We start from the raw sequence: 17,792 nt of genomic DNA, 5'->3' as shown, positions 1-17,792 counted from the left end.
GTCAGCTGAACTGGCTCTCGTAGAGGCTTGCGTAGAATCCGTGGGCGGCGAGCAGCTGCTCGTGGGTGCCCGTCTCGACGATGCGGCCATCCCTCATGGTGACGATGAGGTCGGCGCCCACGATGGTCGAGAGGCGGTGGGCCACCACAAAGCTCGTGCGACCCTCCATAAGCCGCTCGAAGGCGCGCTGCACGAGGATCTCGGTGCGCGTGTCGATGTTGCTCGTGGCCTCGTCGAGGATGAGCATCGGCGCGTTCGCGAGCATGGCGCGCGCGATGCACAGCAGCTGGCGCTGCCCCGCAGAGATCGAGGACTGGTCGCCGCCAAGGACCGTGTCGTAGCCGTGCGGCAGCCGCATGATGAAGTCGTGGGCAAAGGCTGCCTTGGCGGCCTGGCGCACCTCCTCGTCGGTGGCATCCGACGCGCCCAGGCGCAGGTTGTCGGCCACGGTGGCGCTCTTGACCCAGGTCTCCTGCAGCACCATGCCATAGGCCGCCCTCAGGCTTGCCCTCGTGATGTCGCGGACGTCGCGGCCGTCGACGAGGATCTGGCCCGCGTCGACGTCGTAGAAGCGCATGAGCAGGTTGATCATCGTCGACTTGCCGCAGCCCGTGGGACCCACGATGGCGACGCGCATGCCGGGGCGCACGCTGAGCGAGAAGTGCTCGATGAGCGGACGGTCTGGCGTGTAGGAGAAGGCCACGTCGCGCAGCTCGACCTGCCCGCGCACGTTCGAGAGCTCGACGGCGCCTGGCGCGTCGGGGGCCTGCTCGGGTTCGTCGAGCAGCGCGTAGAGGCGCGCTGCGCAGGCAAACGAGTTCTGCAACTCGGTCACGACGTCCGAGATGTCGTTGAAGGGCTTGGTGTATTGGTTGGCGTAGCTGAGGAAGGCCGTGAGGCCGCCCACGGTGAGGCTCCCCGCGATGGCCGCGAAGGCGCCGAAGATGCCCACGCCCGCGTAAACGAGGGCGTTCACGAAGCGCGTGGTGGGGTTCACGAGCGAGGAGTAGAAGACGGCCTTGAAGCTCGCCTGCGAGAGGCGCGCGTCGACCTCGCGGAAGTGCCCGCAGGCGACGTCCTGGGCGTCGAAGGTCTCGAGCACGGGGATGCCGCCTACGTACTCCTCGACCGCGCCCGTGAGCTCACCGCGACGAACCGACTGCTCGTGAAAGTGGGCGTAGCCGCGGGTGGCGATGAACTTTGCGGTGAAGATCGACACCGGCGTCACGCAGATGACCACGAGGGTAACGGCCGGGTTCAACTTGAACATAAACACGAGCGTGAGCACGATCGTGAGCACGCCCGAGAAGAGCTGCTGGAAGGTGAGCGTGAGGCCGTTCGAGAACTGGTCGATATCGGTGACGACGCGGTTCACGATGTCGCCGTGGCGGTGCGAGTCGATGTAGGAGAGCGGCAGAACCTGCAGCTTGGCGAAGGCGTCGCGGCGCATGTCGCGCACGATCGAGGCCGCGATGCGGTTCGTGAGCGCGGTGAGCAGCCACTGGGAGGCCATCGTCACGACGACGGCCGCGGCAAGGCCGCGCAGGGCCGAGACGAGCCCCGTCATGTCGACGGAGCCCTCCCCCATCACGCAGTCGACGGCGTCGCCCGAGTACACGGGCACGAGCAGCGTCGAGACCACGACCGCGGCGGCCAGGGCGAGCGAGCCCACGAGCCCGGGGATGTGGGGGCGCAGCTGCGCGATGGTGCGCCGGATGGTACCGTCCGTGCTAGTACTCTTCTCGCCTGTGCTCATCGTGCCACCTCCCCGGCGTTTTGTGACTCGCAGATCTGCTGGTAGACCTCACAGGTTCTCAGGAGCTCCTCATGCGTGCCCAGCCCAACGGGGCATCCCCTGTCGAGCACGAGGATGAGACTCGCGTGGCGTATGGCCGAGACGCGCTGCGAGATGACGACCTGTGTGACGCCCACGAAGTCGCTGGCGAGCGCATGGCGCAGACGGGCGTCGCAGGCGAGGTCGAGGGCCGAGCTCGCGTCGTCAAGCACGAGCACCTTGGGCGCGCGCGTGAGGGTGCGCGCGATCGAGAGGCGCTGGCGCTGGCCTCCCGAGAGGTTACGGCCCAGCTGCTCGACGGCCCCGTCGGTGCCTCCCTTGGCCTCGACGACGTCCGCGGCCTGGGCGGCCTTAATGGCGCCTGCCAGCTGCTTTTCGCCCGCCTGCTCGTTGGCGAGCCTGAGGTTGGTCTCGATCGTGCCCGTGAAGAGGCGGGGCTGCTGGTCGACGAGCGACACAAGGTGGTGGAGGCTCGTGAGGGTGAGCTCGCGCACGTCGTGGCCACCCACGAGCACCGCGCCCTCGTCGGGGTCGTAGAAGCGCATGAGCAGCGACGCCAGCGTCGACTTGCCCGAACCCGTGCCGCCAATGACGCCCAGGACCTGGCCGGGCTCAAGCGCAAGGCTCACGTGGGAGAGCGCGGGCGCCGCGGCGCCGGGATAGGAGAACGTGACGTCGCGCAGCTCGACGGAGCCGGGAAGACCCGAGGCGTCGAGCGCGCCGTCTGCCATCGAGGGCCTGCGGGCGAAGACCTCGTTCAGGCGGCGGGCACAGGCCTCGGACTTGGAGAGGGTGTTCACGAGGTTCGCGAGCTTGAGCAACTCGACGAGTATCTGGCTCATGTAGTTCACGAGGGCCACCAGAGCGCCTTGGGAGAGCGTGCCGGCGTCGATGTTCACGCCGCCAGCATAGAGCACGACGACGAGGCCGAGATTCACGGCGGCGTAGGTGAGCGGGTTCATGAGGCCGGCGACGTCGCCCACGCGCACCTGCGCGCGCCACAGGCGCTGGAGCTTGTCACCAAACTCGGCGACCTCGGCGCGCTCGCGGCCAAAGGCGCGCAGGACGCGGACGCCCTCGAGCTGCTCGGTGGTCGAGAGCGTCACGGCGTCGAGGCTCTGCTGGACCGCGCGGTAGCCCCGCACGGCGACGCGCATGACGAGCCATACGAAGATAAACACGAGGGCCGAGATGCCGCAGAAGAGCACGCCCTCGAGGCCGTCGACCACGAAGGCACACCCGATGGAGCCAAAGATGGCGATGGGACAGCGGAGCACGAGGCGGAAGAACAGGTTCATGCCGTCCTGGACCTGGTTCGTGTCGTTGGTGAGGCGCGTGATGAGCGTGGAGGCACCGAGCTCGTCGACGTCTGCGCGCGACAGGCCCAAGACGTGGGCGAACAGGTCGTCTCGCAGGGCGGTGCCAAAGCCCGCCCCCAGCTGGGCCGAGAAGTACTGGGCCGCGACGGCGCAGACCCAGCCGACGACGCCCATGCCCACCAGCACGGCGGCGCAGACGAGCACGTGGTTGGTGTCTCGGTTGGCTATGCCCTCGTCGACGACGCTCGCCATGACGAGGGGAACGAGAATCTGGAAGAGCGCCTCGAGGCACTTGAAGAGCGGTGCGAGGACGCAATGCCTCTCGTAGCCGCGCAGGTATCTGATGAGCTTGAGCATGTGCTCGCCCCTCGTATCGTAATTTTCGCACCCGAGAATAGCATAGGTGCATAGTTACGAAAAAAGGCCAGGACAGAAGTCCTGGCCTCTCAAGTTCTGGTCGGGTGGACTGGATTCGAACCAGCGACCCCTTGACCCCCAGTCAAGTGCGCTACCAAACTGCGCCACCACCCGTCTGTGCTGCTCGCTTGCAGCAAGGAAGAGAATAACAGCTCTCAGCTGCTCGTGCAAGAAGAAATTTGAATCAATTTCTCCCCTGATCTCGCATTGCGTGCAAAACGCGAGCTAGAAGGCAAGAAAACCGTGCGGTCGCATGACATAGAGGACGAGTCTAGCCCCGCGTTACACCCTTCACCTTCGAGATCTGCTTGTCGCTCCTGCGGTCGTGGCCCCAGAAGCAGCAGCTGACCATGCCGGGACCCACGTGCGAGCCGATGGTCGGGCCGATCGTGGGGCGCGAGACGGCGAGCTCGGAGTCGAACTCGCGCAGCACGGAGGCTACGGCATAGCCGTCGTCGGGCGCGTCGGCGTCGCCCACGGCGACGACGTGGCCATAGGGCTCGAGCTCGCGGGTCTTCTCGAAGAAGTCGACGATCTTGCGAATGCCCTTCTTGCGTCCGCGCGCCACGCCGCGGATGCCCAGCGTGCCGTCGAGGTTGAAGTGCAGCAGTGCCTTGACGTCGAGCGCGTCTCCGATGACGGCCACGCCCTTGGGGAGCCTGCCGCCGCGATGCAGCGCGTCAAGGTTGTCGACCATGAAGATCGTGTGCACGTGGTAGCGCGCCTCCTCGGCCCACATCACGAGCTGCTCGGCGTTGAGACCGGCGTCGCGCTGGCGACAGGCCTCCTCGAGAAGAAGCGTGAGCGAGGTCGAGGCGATCAGCGAGTCGATGACGTAGATGCGCACCTCCTCGTTAGGGTGCGCCTCCTTGAGGCGCTCGAGCGAGGCGCAGGCGCCCTGGTAGCCGCCCGAGAGGCCGCTCGAGATGCAGAACATGACCGTGGGCATGCCGCTCTCGTAGGCGGCCTGGAAGGCCTCGTCGTACTCGAGCTGCGAGGGCTGCGACGTCATGGGCATGGCGCCACGGCGGATGGCGTCGTAGAACTCGTGGGCGCTGCGGCTCTGGAAGAGGTCGTCGTCGCCCGAGAGTCCCCCGTCGGGCTTGCCCGCCTCGACGTAGTGGAACGGCAGGATGCGGATGTTCTCGCGCTCGGCCTGTTCGGCGGTGAAGTCGCAGGTCGAGTCGCACATGATCTGGCACGTTGCGGCCATGGTCTCTCCATTCCCGCCCTGACGGGCGCGCGCGTGAGCGTAGGTTTACATAATTCTACCGAAACCGAGGGCTCGATGCAGCGCGGCGCTAGCCCTCGAGCGTCTCCTCGAGCTCCAGCCACTCGCCCTCGAGCTCGTCGAGCTGGGCCTTTGCCGCGTCGACGTTGGCCTGGGCCTTCTCGAGCGCCACGTAGTCGGTCTGATCGACCTGCCCCATGGCCTCCTCGAGCTCCGCGATGCGGCCGCGCTGGGTCTCCATCTTGCGCTCGATGCTTGCGAGCTGCTTCTTGAGGCGCCATTCCTCGGCGCTCGACAGGCCGCTCACCGCCTGCACGGCTGGTGCCTCCCGACCTGCCTGAGCGGGGGCCGTGATGGGAGCCTTGGGCGCGGGCCCCTTGCCCTTGACGCGGCCGTCACCGTGGTTTCTTCCAATGAGGCGCAGGTACTCGTCGACGCCACCCGGGCAGTGGCGCAGCTGGCCGTCGATGAGGGCGTACTGGTCGTCGGTCACGCGCTCCATGAGGTAGCGGTCGTGGCTCACGAGCAGCAGGGTTCCCGGCCAGGTGTCGAGCAGGTCCTCCATGACGGCGAGCATGTCGGTGTCGAGGTCGTTGCCGGGCTCGTCGAGGATGAGGACGTTGGGCTCATCGAGCAGCACGCACATGAGCGCGAGGCGCCTCGACTGGCCGCCCGAGAGATCCGCGATGGGCGTGTCGAGCTCGTTCTTGTCGAACCCGAGGTTCTCGAGGAGCTTGGTGGGCGTGTACTCCTTGCCGCCGATGATGTAGCTGCGCCTGTAGGTGCCCAGAAGCTCGCGGACGCGCCAGTCGAGCTTGTCGGCGAGCAGGTCGATGTGCTGCGACAGGGTGCCGAGCTTCACCGACTTGCCAATCTTCACGCGGCCGCTCGTGGGGGCGAGCTTGCCGTCGAGCAGGCGCAGCAACGTCGTCTTGCCGGCGCCGTTCTCGCCCAGGATGCCGTAACGGTCCCCTGGCCCGATGAGCCAGTCGAGGTGGTCGAGCACGACGCGCCCTTCATAGGCCACAGTGGCCTGCTTGAGCTCGAAGACCTGCTTGCCCAGGCGGCTCACGGCGAGGCGCTTGAGCTCGAGCGGGTTTCTCATGGGCGGGACGTCGGCCACGAGGGCGCGGGCCGCCTCGATGCGAAACTTCGGCTTGCTGCTGCGTGCCTGGGCGCCGCGGGACAGCCATGCGAGCTCCTTGCGCAGGATGTTCTGCCTGCGCTCCTCGCTTGCCTGCGCCATGCGCTCACGCTCGGCGCGCTGCTGGATGTAGGCCGAGTAGCCGCCCTCGAAAGGCTCGACCACGCGGTCGTGGACCTCCCACATGCTCTCGCACGTCTCGTCGAGGAACCAGCGGTCGTGGGTGATGACGAGCATGGCGCCCGTCCCTGTCGCCCAGCGGTGGCGCAGGTGGGCGGCGAGCCAGGTGATGGCACCCATGTCGAGGTGGTTGGTGGGCTCATCGAGCAGCAGCACGTCGTAGGTGCCGATGAGCAGGCGGGCGAGGTCGACGCGACGACGCTGGCCGCCCGAGAGCGTGCCCACGTTGGCGTTCCAGTCGACGTCTCCGATGAGCTCGGCGATGATGCGGCGGGTCTCGGGGTTCGAGGCCCACTCGTACTCGGGCGTGTCGCCCACAACGGCATAACTCACGGGGCGGTCGTCGTCGAGGTCGTCGGACTGGCCGAGCATGCCCACCGAGATGTTGCTGCGCCAGGTGACGCTCCCCTGCTCGACCTCGAGCCTGTGGCCGATGAGCTGCAGCAGCGTCGACTTGCCGTCGCCGTTCTTGCCCACGATGCCAATGCGGTCGCCCTCGTTGACACCGATCGTGACGTCGTCGAGCACGGGCTTGCCGGGCCACTCGTGGCTGAGGTGCTCGCATCCTATAAGAATTCCCACGAAGTACTTCCCTACCTGTCAGTGTCTCTCGTGCTGGTGAGCCTAGCCTCGACCTCGGCCACGTCCTCGCCCGCGGCCAGGCGGCGCAGGGCCTCGATCTCTGCCGCATACCCAGGCGCCTCGTTGGGGGTCTCGAGGACGAGCGGCAGGTCGCGGGTGCGCTCGTTGGTGACGATGGCCGCAAAGCAGCCAAGCCCCAGGTGGCCCAGGCCCAGGCGCTCGTGGCGGTCCTTGTGCGCGCCCACCGGATTCTTGGAGTCGTTGAGGTGCAGGGCCCGCAGGCGCTCGATGCCCAGCACGCGGTCGAACTCGTCGAGCACCGCGTCGAGGTCTGCGGAGATGTCGTAGCCCGCATCGCTCACGTGGCAGGTGTCGAGGCACACGCCCATGAGCTCGTCGTGGTCGACGAGCTCGAGGACCTGCGCGAGCTCCTCGAAGCTGCGGCCCACCTCGGTGCCCTTGCCGGCCATGGTCTCGAGCAGCACGGTGGTGTGCTGGCCGGGCTCAAGCGCCTCGTTGAGGCCCTGCGCGATGAGCTCGATGCCGATGTCTGCGCCCTGACCCACGTGGGAGCCGGGGTGGAAGTTGTAGTAGTTGCCCGGCACGAGCTCCATCGTCCGCAGGTCTGCCGCCATGGCCTCGCGCGCGAAGGCGCGCACGTCTGGCTTGGCCGAGCAGAGGTTCATCGTGTACGGTGCGTGCGCCACGATCCTGCCAAAGCCGTGCTCCGCCATGAGCGAGACGAGCCTGCCTGCGTCTTCGAGGTCGGCCTTCTTGGCGGAGCCCCCGCGCGGGTTGCGCGTGAAGTAGGCAAACGTCGTGGCACCGAGGTCAAGGGCGCGCTCGCCCATGGCCTCGAAGCCTCCCGCGCTCGAGATGTGGCAGCCTACGCTCAGCACGGCTATGCGCCCGCCTTGGGCATGAGCAGCGTGGCGTCGGGCGAGCTCGGGGCGAGGTAGTCGTCATCGGGCTCGAGCAGGTCGTGCACACGCTCGATGATGGCCTCGGCGACCTGCTCCTTGGGCATGCAGTCGAGGGTCTCCTCGTCATGGGGCGAGACGATCGTCACGCAGTTGGTGTCGGCGCCAAAGGTGGAGTCCTCGCGCGAGACGTCGTTGGCGACGATGAGGTCGCAGCCCTTTCGCGCGAGCTTCTCGCGGGCGTTCTGCAGCAGGTTGTCGGTCTCGGCGGCAAAGCCCACGACGATGCGGTCGCCGCGGTCGGCAGAGATCGTGGCGAGGATGTCGGGGTTCTCGGCAAGTTCGATCTTGTCGAGCGGCTCCGCGGCCTTCTTGAGCTTGTGGTCCGCGGCCTTGTCGGGGCGGTAGTCCGACACGGCGGCGGCGAGGATCGCGGCGTCCGCCGTGGCGAAGGCGTCCTGCGTGGCGTCGAGCATCTCGGAGGCCGTCGTGACGTGGATGACGCCCACGCCCGCGGGCTCGGGCAGCGAAACCGGGCCCGAGATAAGCGTCACGTGCGCGCCGTGGGCGGCAGCGGCCGCGGCGATGGCGTAGCCCATCTTGCCGCTCGAGGCGTTGGAGAGGTAGCGCACCGGGTCGACCGGTTCGTGCGTGGGGCCGGCGGTGATGACGATCCTGCGGCCGGCGAGGTCGCCGCGGGCGCGCAGGCGGTAGAGGGCGGCGGAGACTATCTGCTCGGGCGAGGCAAGCTTGCCGGCACCGGTCTCGCCGCAGGCGAGCCGTCCGCTCTCGGGACCTACGATGAGGTAGTTGCGCGCCTTGAGCGTCTCGACGTTGGCCACGGTGGCGAGGTTCTGCCACATGTGGACGTTCATCGCGGGGGCCACGACGACCGGGCAGGGGCAGGCGAGCAGCGTGGTGCTCACCGCGTCGTCCGCGATGCCGTGGGCCATCTTGGCGATGACGTTGGCGGTGGCGGGGGCCACAAGGGCGAGGTCTGCCCACTCGGCGAGATCGATGTGCGGGATGGGGCTCGTCTCATCATCGAAGAGGTCGAGGGTGACGTGGTGGCCCGAGAGCGCCTCGAAGGTGCGCGGGCCCACGAGCTCGCAGGCGCTCCTGGTCATCGCCACGCGGACCTCGCAGCCCTCCTTCTGAAGGCCGCGCAGGACCTCGCAGGCCTTGTAGGCCGCGATGCCGCCGGTGACGAACAGGGCCACGCGCGCCGCGTGACTATCGACGAGCGTAACAGCCATGGTGCTACTCCTCCCCTTCCGTGGAAACCACGAGGATGCGCTTGCAGTAGGGGCAGGTCGTGACCTCAGCGCCGCTCCTGCGGATGTCGGTGAACGAGCTCGGCTGAAGCGTCACGCGGCAGGCCGACGGGCGGTTGCCCACGAGCGTCTCGACGGCGAGGCCGCCAAAGCGCGCGCGGGCCGCCTCGTAGTCGGCGACCATCTTGGCGGGCAGCGCGGCCACGATGCGCTCGCGCTCGGCGGCGAGAGCCTTCACCTTGTCGGTGATCTGGGCCATGGCCTGCTTGAACGAGTCGAGCTGGGCGGCCTCCTCGCGCTCGAGCTTGTCGGTGAGGGCGCGGGCGTTGGCCTCGGCGCGCTCAACGGTCTCGAGCTGGGGCAGCAGCTTGTCGGTGTCGAAGCCGCACTTCTCGATCTTCTTGGCGAGCAGGGAGAGGTTGTACTCCATCTCCTGGGCGTTGCGGAAGTCCTGGTTGTAGGTGCCGGTCTGGATCTCGGTCATCTTCTGCGAGAAGAACTCCTTGGACTCGGCGAGGTCGTTGATCTCAATCTCGATGTCCTTGCGCTGGCCCACGATCTTGGTGAGCTCGCCGGCGACCTTCTTGGAGGCCGCGCGGGCCGCCTCTACGCGGGCGCGCTGCGGAAGCGCCGCGGCCGTCTTCTTCGACTTCATGAGCTCCAGGTCGATCTCCTGAAGTCTCAGTAGGTTGGATGCCTCAGACATGTCACTCACTCCCCGTGCCAAACGCGTGCCAGCGCAGGCCCTCGTCCAGGATTTGTATGCGTGTATCAGGTGCCCCAGCGCGGATCGTGTCCGCGAGCAGGCCCGCGTAGGGCCGCTCCGAGGCATCGTGCCCCACGAGTATAGCGGCAACTCCGGCGCAACCGAGCTCGAGGAGGCGATGATATCCCGCCTCCCCAGCAATCACGCAATCGACGCCTCGCATGCGCGCGACCTCACCTAGCGACCCCAGCGAGCCGGAGCAGACGGCGACGACGCCTAGCTTGCGGGAATCTTCGCCCCAGACCGTGGGCGTGCAGCCGTAGGCCGCAGCCACGCGCTTTGCGAGCTCGTCGAGCGTCATGCCGCCCGCGTCAAGCAGGGCGCCGTATCCGTCTGGCTCCACGAGGCGGCCCATGCGCACAAGGTAAAGGAGACTTGCCTGCAGGTCGAGCGCCGCTTCGTTTCTGTCGAGGTTCGTGTGCATCGCGATAAGCGAGACGCCCAGGCGTGCCGCTTCGAAGACGGCAGCACCTGCCTGCGAGCTCGTGGTGGCCTCGGGCGTCATGCGCGCGGGCGCGTCGAGAAAGGCTGGGTGGTGGGTCACGAGCACGTTGGCTCCGGCTGCTGCCGCCCGGCGGATAGCCTGCGGTGTGGGGTCGAGGGCGCAGGCGACTGCCAAGACCTCGTCGCGTGGGTTACCCACGAGAAGGCCGGGGCGGTCCCAGCTCTCGGCGTCTTCGGCCGGAAAGCGTGCGAGCAGGAGCTGTTCAAGTTCCGAGACGTTCACGATGCCTCCCTTTGAAAAAGGGCCCGGACGAACCGGGCCCAGGAATTGATGTTATTTGGCGGAGACGATGCCGAGCAGGGCGTCGCAGAAGGCGTCGAGCTCCTCGAGCGTGACGCGCTCGTCGAAGCTCACGCGTAGCGACCCCAGCGCCTCGTCTCGGGCGATGCCCATGGCGGAGAGCACGTGGCTGGGGTCGAGCGACCCGCTCGAGCAGGCGGAGCCCGCCGAGACCTCGAAGCCCATGTCGTCGAGCTTGAGCACGAGCGACTCGGAGTCCATCGAAGGCACCATGACGCTCACCATGCCGGGCAGCCTCGTGTGGTCGACATGCGCCACCGTCGTGGGGATAATCCCAGTCCCCGGCGCGCAGAGGCGCTCGTAGACATGGTTGGCGAGCGCCTCGACCGCGGGACGGACGCTGGGAAGCTCGCGGCAGACGAGCTCGGCTGCCGCGGCGAAGGCGACGGCGCCGGCGACGTCCTGTGTGCCGGGCCTGCGGCCCAACTCCTGCCCGCCGCCGAGCGACTGGGCGTCGAAGGGGCAGCGCATGCGCATGGCCACCGCACCCACGCCGAGAGGGCCGCCGATCTTGTGGGCGGCCACCGAGACCGCGTCTGCCTTGGCGCAGTCGAGGTCGATGCGGCCAAAGGCCTGCACGGCGTCGACGTGTGCGAGCGCGCCGCCCGCGTGCGCCGCTTCGACGATATTGGCCGTGGGCTGGATGACGCCCGTCTCGTTGTTCGCGGCCATGACGCTCACGAGGGCGCACGAGTCGCCCATGACGCTCGCGACCTCCTCGGCGCTCACGACGCCGTCGCGGCCGGACCTGGCGAGGACCACCTCGAAGCCGCGCCCGCGCAAGATGCTCGCGACGTCGAGTACCGAGTCGTGCTCGATCGCGGAGAGAACCACGAGGTTGCGCCTGTTGGCGCTCTTGCGGCGCGCGCCCTCGGCCATGCCGAGCACGGCAAGGTTGTTCGACTCGGTTCCGCCGCTCGTGAGGATGACCTCGTTGGGCCTGAAGCCGCAGCCGATGCAGCGCGCGAGCATGCGATGGGCGGCCTCGAGGTCGCGGGCGGCGCTGCGTCCCAGCGTGTGCAGCGAGTTGGCGTTGGCGACGCCCCAGGGCTTGTCGTGGTAGGCGAGCCAGGCGTCGCGGGCGACGTCGCGCAGGGGCGCCGAGGCCGCGTAGTCGAGGTAGGTGTAGTGCTTCTCGGCCATGTACCTACGCCCTCTTAGCGAGGCCGGCACGTCCTGCCTCGCGGATCTCGGCAATCGCGGCGCCGCGGTCGGACTTGCCGTAGACGGCGCTGCCGGCAACGAGCATCGTGGCGCCGGCCTCGACGAGCTCGGCGGCGTTGGCGGCGCTGCAGCCGCCGTCGACCTCGATGATGGGGCTCACACCCTGCTCGTTGGCGAGGGCGCGCACCTGGGCCACCTTGCGCAGCGAGCCGGGGATGAACTTCTGGCCGCCAAAGCCGGGGTTCACCGACATGACAAGCACGAGGTCGAGGTCGGCGATGATGGCCTCGAGCGAGCTCACGGGCGTGGCGGGGTTGATGACCATGCCGGCCTTGGCGCCCGCCTCGTGGATGGCCGAAACGATGCGGTGGGCGTGCGTGGCGGCCTCGACGTGGAAGGAGACAAGGTCGGCGCCGGCGCGGGCGTACTCGACGGCCATCTCGTCGGGGTTCGAGATCATGAGGTGCACGTCGGCGGGGACGTCGGTGCAGGCCTTGACGGCCTTGACGACGTTGGGACCAAACGTGAGGTTGGGCACGAAGTGGCCATCCATGACGTCGACGTGGACGTAGTCGGCCGTGGAGATGGCCTCGAGGTCTGCGGCGAGGTGGGCGATGTCGGCGGAGAGGATCGACGGGGCGATCATGACGTCTTCGAGCATGTGCTTCCTTTCGTAGGCTGCGGACTATGGTGCGAACGACCTGGGCTAGCTGTGGTCCATGCCGTAGAACTCGGTGTTGGGGGCGCGGCCCGTGAGCTGGGCGCTGATGCTCTCGATGCCCACGCCGCCGTGGATGAGGTCCCACACGCTGTCGACGAGGGGCACCTCGACTCCTCTGGCGTGAGCGAGCTCGCGCACGCTCTCTGCCGCGCGGGCGCCCTCTACCACCATGTGCGAGCGGCCCTCGAACTCCTCGAGCGTGGTGCCGCGCACGAAGGCCTCGCCAAAGCGACGGTTCCTCGAGTGCCGTGAGGTGCAGGTGGCGACGAGGTCGCCCATGCCGGCGAGGCCCATGCAGGTCATGGGCTCCCCTCCGAGGGCTGCGACGAGCCTTCCGATCTCTGCGATGCCACGGGTCATGACAGCGGCGAGCGTGTTGTCGCCAAGCCCCAGGCCCGCGCAGGCGCCGCAGGCGATAGCGATGACGTTCTTGACGGCGCCGCACGTCTCGACGCCGCGCAGGTCCTGCGAGACGTAGACGCGGAAGGCCGGCGTGGCCACGATGCCGCGCAGACGCTGCGCGAGGTCGGTCGAGGGGGCTGCCAGGACGGCCGCGGAGAACATCTGGCGGCTCACCTCCTCGGCGTGGTTGGGGCCGCTGAGCGCCGCCACACGCTCGGGGTGACCCAGCTCGTCTGCCGCGACCTCGCTCATGAGCAGGCCCGAGTGGGGCTCGATGCCCTTCGTGAGCACGAGGACGGCGGTGTCTGCCCCCAGGTGGAAGGACAGCTCGTGGGCCACGCCGCGCAGAAACGACGAGGGCGTGGCGAGCACCACGGCGTCGGCGCCGCGCACGGCCTCGGCGAGGTCTGCGGTGGCGCTCACGTTGGGGCCGAGCTCGTAGTCCCTCAGGTAGCGCGAGCTGCGGCGATTCTCGTCAAGCTCGCGCGCGGATGCCTGCGAGTGGCACCACAGCGCGACCTCGTCTACGTTGTGCGCGAGCAGGCCGGAGAAGGCGATGCCCCACGAGCCCGCGCCAACGACGGCCGCGCGCGTCACTTGCCTGCCCCCACGGACGGGTCGTCGGGCGCAACGGGGTCGCCCTTCTTGTGGAACGAGAAGGGCCTCTCCTCGCCGCGGGCGAGCTTTCTGATGTTGGAGCGGTGTGCCCACACCACAACGAGGCCCGCGGCCTCGACGATGAGGTCCTGGGGCAGGTTGGGCCCGTAGAAGAGTGCGAGCACGAGGCCGACGATGCCGGCCACCGTGATGGAGCCTGCCGAGACGCGCTTGGTGAGGTAGGCGATCGCGATGAAGATGCCAAGCTCGATGAGCCCTACGGGCCAGGCGAAGCCCAGCAGCGACCCCACGCCTACGGCGATGCCCTTGCCACCGTGGAACCCCAGGAACGGCGAGAAGATGTGGCCGCAGACGGCCGCCATCATCACGAGGCCCACGCACCAGGCGCCGGCGCCCGTGACCCACTGCGGGAAGAGCGCGCCGGCAAGACCCGTGACAAGCGCGCCCTTGCCGGCGTCAAAGAGCAGCGTGAGGACAGCGGCGCCCTTGCCGATCTCGCGGGCGACGTTGGTGGTGCCGATGTTTCCCGAGCCCACACGCTGGATGTCCACGCCCTTGGCGCGCGCGATGATCTTGCCAAACGGAATGCCGCAGACGAAGAACGTCGCGACGAGATAGGCGACGAGGGCCGCCACGTTGACCTGCATGTCCTGAAAACCTCCGGTCGGGTGTGCGCGAACCTACGAGCTCTGCTTCTTGCGGAAGCGCAGCCTCACCGGCGTACCTTCGAGGTTGAACTGCTCACGCAGGCGGTTCTCGAGATAGCGCTTGAAGTTGTCGTCGACGAGCTCGGGGAAGTTGCAGAAGAACGTGATGGCCGGCGGGCAGTTGCCGGATTGGTTGGCGTACTGGATGCGCAGACGCTTGGCGCCCTTGGAGACGGTGTGACCGCTCTCGCGCATCTGGGCGAGCAGGTTGTTGAGCGTGCCCGTGGGGACCTTGCCGGAGTGGGCCTCTCCCACGCGGTCGACGACGGGCCAGACCTTGTCGAGCGAGCGGCCGGTAAGGGCCGAGACGCGGATGACGGGAGCCCAGGGGGCAAACGTCATGCGGCGGGCGACGCTCATCATGACGTCCTCGCGCTGCTCCTCGGTACGGACGAGGTCCCATTTGTTAAGCAGGATAATGAGGGCGCAGCCGCGTTCGATGGCAAGGCCCGCGACCTTCTGGTCCTGCTCGGTGACGCCCTCGGAGGCGTCGACCACGAGCAGACACACGTCGGCCTCGTCGATGGCGCGCAACCCGCGCACGAGGCTGTAGTACTCGACGTCCTCGTGGACGAGGTTGCGCTTGCGCATGCCAGCCGTGTCGACGAGGCGGTAACGCTTGCCCTCGCGCTCGACCACGACGTCAAGCGCGTCGCGCGTGGTGCCGGCGACGTCGGAGACGATCGAACGGTTCTTGCCCGCGAAGCGGTTGGTGATCGAGGACTTGCCCACGTTCGGGCGTCCGATGATGGCGACGCGCAGGGCGTCGGCTGGGTACTCGGGCTCCTCGGCGGGCTCGGGCAGCGCCGCCACGACCTCGTCGAGCAGGTCGCCGGTGCCGTGGCCGTGGGTGGCCGAGATGGGGCGCGGCTCCCCGAGGCCCAGGGCGTAGAAGTCCCAGAGGGTCTTCTCGTCGGCGGGGTTGTCGAGCTTGTTGGCGACGAGGAAAACGGGCTTGCCGGCGCGACGCAGGATGCGCGCGACCGTCTCGTCCTCCTCGGTGACGCCCGTGGTGGCGTCGACGACGAACACGATGACGTCGGCCTCCTGGCAGGCAGCCTCGGCCTGCTCGCGGATGTGGCCGGCGAAGGCGTCGTCGGAGCGGCCGGTCTCGATGCCGCCCGTGTCGACGAGCGTGAAGTCGACGCCGTTCCAGTCGGCCTCGTGGTAGCTGCGGTCGCGCGTGACACCGCGGCTCTCGTGGACGATGGCTTCCTTCTTCTGTGCTATGCGGTTCACCAGCGTGGACTTGCCGACGTTCGGGCGGCCGACGATGGCGACGATGGGCTTGGCCATTTAGTGCTCCTTGCTCGGGTGTACTAAACGAGAAATTCTAGCATGGGGCTCGCGGAGCGTTCGCGGGTGGGCGCCAAAGCCGCCGCAATCACACAAGACGGCCGATGGCCTCGACGAGCTCGTCAATCTGTGCCGTGGGCGTGCTCGCCCCCGCGGTGACGCCGATCGTGGCGGCCCCTTCGAACCACGAGGCGTCGAGCTCGTCGCACGTCTCGATGTGGTGCGTCGCCGCGCACGATGCCGAGCAGATCGTGGCGAGGCGCGTCGTGTTGGCGGAATTGCGGCCACCGATGACCACCATGACGTCCGAGCGCGCGGCAAGCTCGCGGGCGGCCTTCTGGCGCTCGCTCGTGGCGGCGCAGATGGTGTTCACGACGCATACCTCGCGGGCGACCCCGGTGAGGCTCGACACGACGGCGTCGAGTGTGGCCTTGGCCTGCGTGGTCTGCACGACGACGCCCACGCGAGGCTCGACGTGGACGTCGTCGAGCGCGGCGGCGTCTGCCACGGCGATGGCCCCAGGGGCGTGGCCCAGAATCGCCTCGACCTCGGGGTGGCCCGACTCCCCCACCACGAGGATCTGGTACCCCTGACCCTGCAGGCGCTCGACCGCATGATGGACGCGCTTGACGTAGGGGCAGGTGGCGTCGACGACGGCAAGGCCGCGCTGGGCCGCGAGCCGCTCGACCTGCGGCACGACGCCGTGGGTGCGCAGCACGAGGGTGACGCCGCCCTCCTCGGTGGGCTCGGGAACTTCGCTCACGACGGTGACGCCCTTGGCCTCAAGGCCGGCCACGACCTGCGGGTTGTGGATGAGCGGCCCCAGCGTGTGGACGGGCCCCGTGGCGTCTGCCGCGACCTGCTCGACGAGGTCGAGGGCGCGCTGGACGCCGTAGCAGGCTCCCGCGTGGTCTGCGATGGTGATGGTTGGGCGAGCCATCGTGTCGGTGCTCCTTAGTCTTGGGCTGATCGTGGCGTGGTGGCCTACCAGAGGCCGGGATGCTCCTCGCGCAGGGCGTCACGCAGGGCGTAGACCTGCTCCATAGCGGCCTTCTCCATGTTGGCAACCTTCTCCTTGCGCATGGAGCCTCCGACCTCGTCGAAGGTGAGCGGGGCACCGAAGCGCACGAACGGCTTGCGCCTGCGCGTGGGACGCGTCTTGTAGGGGTCTGCAGCGCCCACGACGGCGGAGGGCACGACATCGCTCTTCCCCATCTGGGCGATCATCGCGAAGCCGCCGTGGATCTCGACGGGTTGCTCGTCGTTCTTGATGCGCGTGCCCTCGGGATAGATCAGCACGGACTCGCCGCGCATGAGCGCGTCGCGGGCGGCCTTGAGGGCCTTGAGGTCTGCGGTGCCACGGTCGACGGGGATGCCGCCAACCCTGCGGAAAAGCCACTTGGCGGGGCCGATCTTCTCGAACTCGGCCTTGTAGATGGGGCGCACGTGGACGCCGCGGCGCCACAGCTCGCAGATGAGCACGACCGGCTCGACCATCGAGGTGTGATTCATCACGAGCACCGAGCCATGGTCCCTCACGTGGTCGACGAAGTCGTCGAGCCCCTCGAAGCTCGTGGGCCACACGATACGGCTGAACACGCCCAACACGAAGGCGACGAACCTGTAGAGTGCACGGGTGGGCGCGGGATACTCGTCCATGCCGTTACGAATGAAGTCAAAGCCGTCCTTGGCCCTCTTGGGCTCGCGTGGCTTCTTTACGGGCTTGTTGCCGTTGGCCTCGCTCATGCGCGCGCCCTTTCCATGAGCTCGCAGATCTTGTCGCAGACCTCGTCGACCGTAAGCTCGGTCGAGTCGATGTGGACGGCGTCCTCGGCGGGCTTGAGGGGGGCGGTGGCGCGGGTGGAGTCCTTGCGGTCGCGCTCGATGAGTTCGGCCTCGATCTTAGCCTGCTCCTCGGCGTTTGCTTGGGCGTTTGCGTCGGTCGCGGTGTTGCCTCCCTGGCGCTGGACCGCGCGGCGACGGGCGCGGGCGCTGGGATCTGCGGTGAGGAAGACCTTGACCTCGGCTGCGGGGAACACGACGGTTCCGATGTCGCGACCCTCGGCCACGACGCTCGTGCTCTCGGCGGCCTTGCGCTGCAGCGCCACCATGGCCTCGCGCACGGCGGGGATGGCAGCAACCTTCGAGACGTTGGCATCGACCTCGGGCATGCGGATGGCGTCCGTGCGGTCCCGGCCGTCGACGATGACGACGGGACCCTGCTCGCCGTTGTCGAGCACGATGTCGAGGTCGCGGGCAAGCTCGCTCACGGCCCGCGCGTCGTCGAGGTCGAGGCCGCGGGTGAGGGCGGCGTCGGTCACGGAGCGATACATCGCGCCCGTGTCGAGGTAGGTGAGGTGCTCGCGCGCGGCCATGGCACGCGCGACGGTTGACTTGCCCGACCCGGCGGGGCCGTCGATGGCAACGATCATGGTGGGTCCTTTCGCTTGG

16 protein-coding genes and 1 tRNA gene are annotated in these 17,792 nt (G+C 68.2%); all 17 read right to left on the bottom strand.

Features of this window, described 5'->3' with window-relative positions; all coding sequences use genetic code 11:
* Position 1: 1 nt before the first annotated feature.
* Complete coding sequence (locus Q3866_RS02195; protein WP_301829251.1) at positions 2-1,756, bottom strand: ABC transporter ATP-binding protein; 1,755 nt, start codon at positions 1,754-1,756, stop codon at positions 2-4.
* Entirely contained in the window at positions 1,753-3,471 is a 1,719-nt protein-coding gene (locus Q3866_RS02190; protein WP_301829249.1) for an ABC transporter ATP-binding protein, read from the bottom strand. Before Q3866_RS02190 ends, Q3866_RS02195 begins: the two co-directional genes overlap by 4 nt.
* Positions 3,472-3,568: 97 nt before the next feature.
* Positions 3,569-3,645 (bottom strand) — tRNA-Pro (locus Q3866_RS02185).
* A gap of 157 nt (positions 3,646-3,802) precedes the next feature.
* Positions 3,803-4,744 (bottom strand): DegV family protein, encoded by a 942-nt coding sequence (locus tag Q3866_RS02180; RefSeq protein ID WP_301829247.1) that lies wholly within the window; start codon positions 4,742-4,744, stop codon positions 3,803-3,805.
* 88 nt (positions 4,745-4,832) lie between these two features.
* Positions 4,833-6,668 (bottom strand): ABC-F family ATP-binding cassette domain-containing protein, encoded by a 1,836-nt coding sequence (locus Q3866_RS02175; RefSeq protein WP_301829245.1) that lies wholly within the window; start codon positions 6,666-6,668, stop codon positions 4,833-4,835.
* Between the two features lie 11 nt (positions 6,669-6,679).
* Positions 6,680-7,567, bottom strand: a complete 888-nt coding sequence (locus Q3866_RS02170) for a deoxyribonuclease IV (RefSeq protein ID WP_301829244.1) — start codon at positions 7,565-7,567, stop codon at positions 6,680-6,682.
* A gap of 2 nt (positions 7,568-7,569) precedes the next feature.
* Positions 7,570-8,844, bottom strand: a complete 1,275-nt coding sequence (coaBC, locus tag Q3866_RS02165; protein ID WP_301829242.1) for a bifunctional phosphopantothenoylcysteine decarboxylase/phosphopantothenate--cysteine ligase CoaBC — start codon at positions 8,842-8,844, stop codon at positions 7,570-7,572.
* Between the two features lie 4 nt (positions 8,845-8,848).
* Complete coding sequence (locus Q3866_RS02160) at positions 8,849-9,568, bottom strand: zinc ribbon domain-containing protein (RefSeq protein ID WP_301829240.1); 720 nt, start codon at positions 9,566-9,568, stop codon at positions 8,849-8,851.
* Position 9,569: 1 nt separating this feature from the next.
* On the bottom strand, positions 9,570-10,355 hold the full coding sequence (locus Q3866_RS02155; RefSeq protein ID WP_301829238.1) for a Nif3-like dinuclear metal center hexameric protein: 786 nt from the start codon (positions 10,353-10,355) through the stop codon (positions 9,570-9,572).
* A 51-nt stretch (positions 10,356-10,406) separates the two neighbouring features.
* Entirely contained in the window at positions 10,407-11,576 is a 1,170-nt protein-coding gene (locus tag Q3866_RS02150; RefSeq protein WP_301829236.1) for a cysteine desulfurase family protein, read from the bottom strand.
* A gap of 4 nt (positions 11,577-11,580) precedes the next feature.
* Complete coding sequence (rpe, locus tag Q3866_RS02145; RefSeq protein WP_301829235.1) at positions 11,581-12,258, bottom strand: ribulose-phosphate 3-epimerase; 678 nt, start codon at positions 12,256-12,258, stop codon at positions 11,581-11,583.
* Positions 12,259-12,303: 45 nt separating this feature from the next.
* Entirely contained in the window at positions 12,304-13,317 is a 1,014-nt protein-coding gene (locus Q3866_RS02140; protein ID WP_301829233.1) for an NAD(P)H-dependent glycerol-3-phosphate dehydrogenase, read from the bottom strand.
* A complete protein-coding gene (locus Q3866_RS02135) occupies positions 13,314-13,985 on the bottom strand; it encodes a glycerol-3-phosphate acyltransferase (protein WP_301829231.1) in 672 nt (223 codons plus the stop codon). The genes Q3866_RS02140 and Q3866_RS02135 overlap by 4 nt, the downstream gene beginning before the upstream one ends.
* Before the next feature lie 33 nt (positions 13,986-14,018).
* The gene (gene der / locus Q3866_RS02130) at positions 14,019-15,341 is read right to left on the bottom strand and encodes a ribosome biogenesis GTPase Der (protein ID WP_293672934.1); all 1,323 of its coding nucleotides are present in this window, start codon (positions 15,339-15,341) and stop codon (positions 14,019-14,021) included.
* Between the two features lie 88 nt (positions 15,342-15,429).
* Complete coding sequence (gene ispH / locus Q3866_RS02125) at positions 15,430-16,281, bottom strand: 4-hydroxy-3-methylbut-2-enyl diphosphate reductase (RefSeq protein WP_301829229.1); 852 nt, start codon at positions 16,279-16,281, stop codon at positions 15,430-15,432.
* 44 nt (positions 16,282-16,325) lie between these two features.
* Positions 16,326-17,087 carry a 1-acyl-sn-glycerol-3-phosphate acyltransferase gene (locus tag Q3866_RS02120; RefSeq protein WP_301829227.1) on the bottom strand — a complete coding sequence of 254 codons (762 nt, stop codon included), beginning with the start codon at positions 17,085-17,087 and terminating at the stop codon, positions 16,326-16,328.
* Entirely contained in the window at positions 17,084-17,773 is a 690-nt protein-coding gene (gene cmk / locus Q3866_RS02115) for a (d)CMP kinase (RefSeq protein WP_293672937.1), read from the bottom strand. Before cmk ends, Q3866_RS02120 begins: the two co-directional genes overlap by 4 nt.
* Between the last annotated feature and the right edge of the window lie 19 nt (positions 17,774-17,792).

Origin of the sequence: uncultured Parolsenella sp., assembly GCF_958346945.1 — a bacterium.
GTDB lineage: Bacteria > Actinomycetota > Coriobacteriia > Coriobacteriales > Atopobiaceae > Parolsenella.
This window is presented reverse-complemented; position numbering and strand designations above follow the sequence as displayed.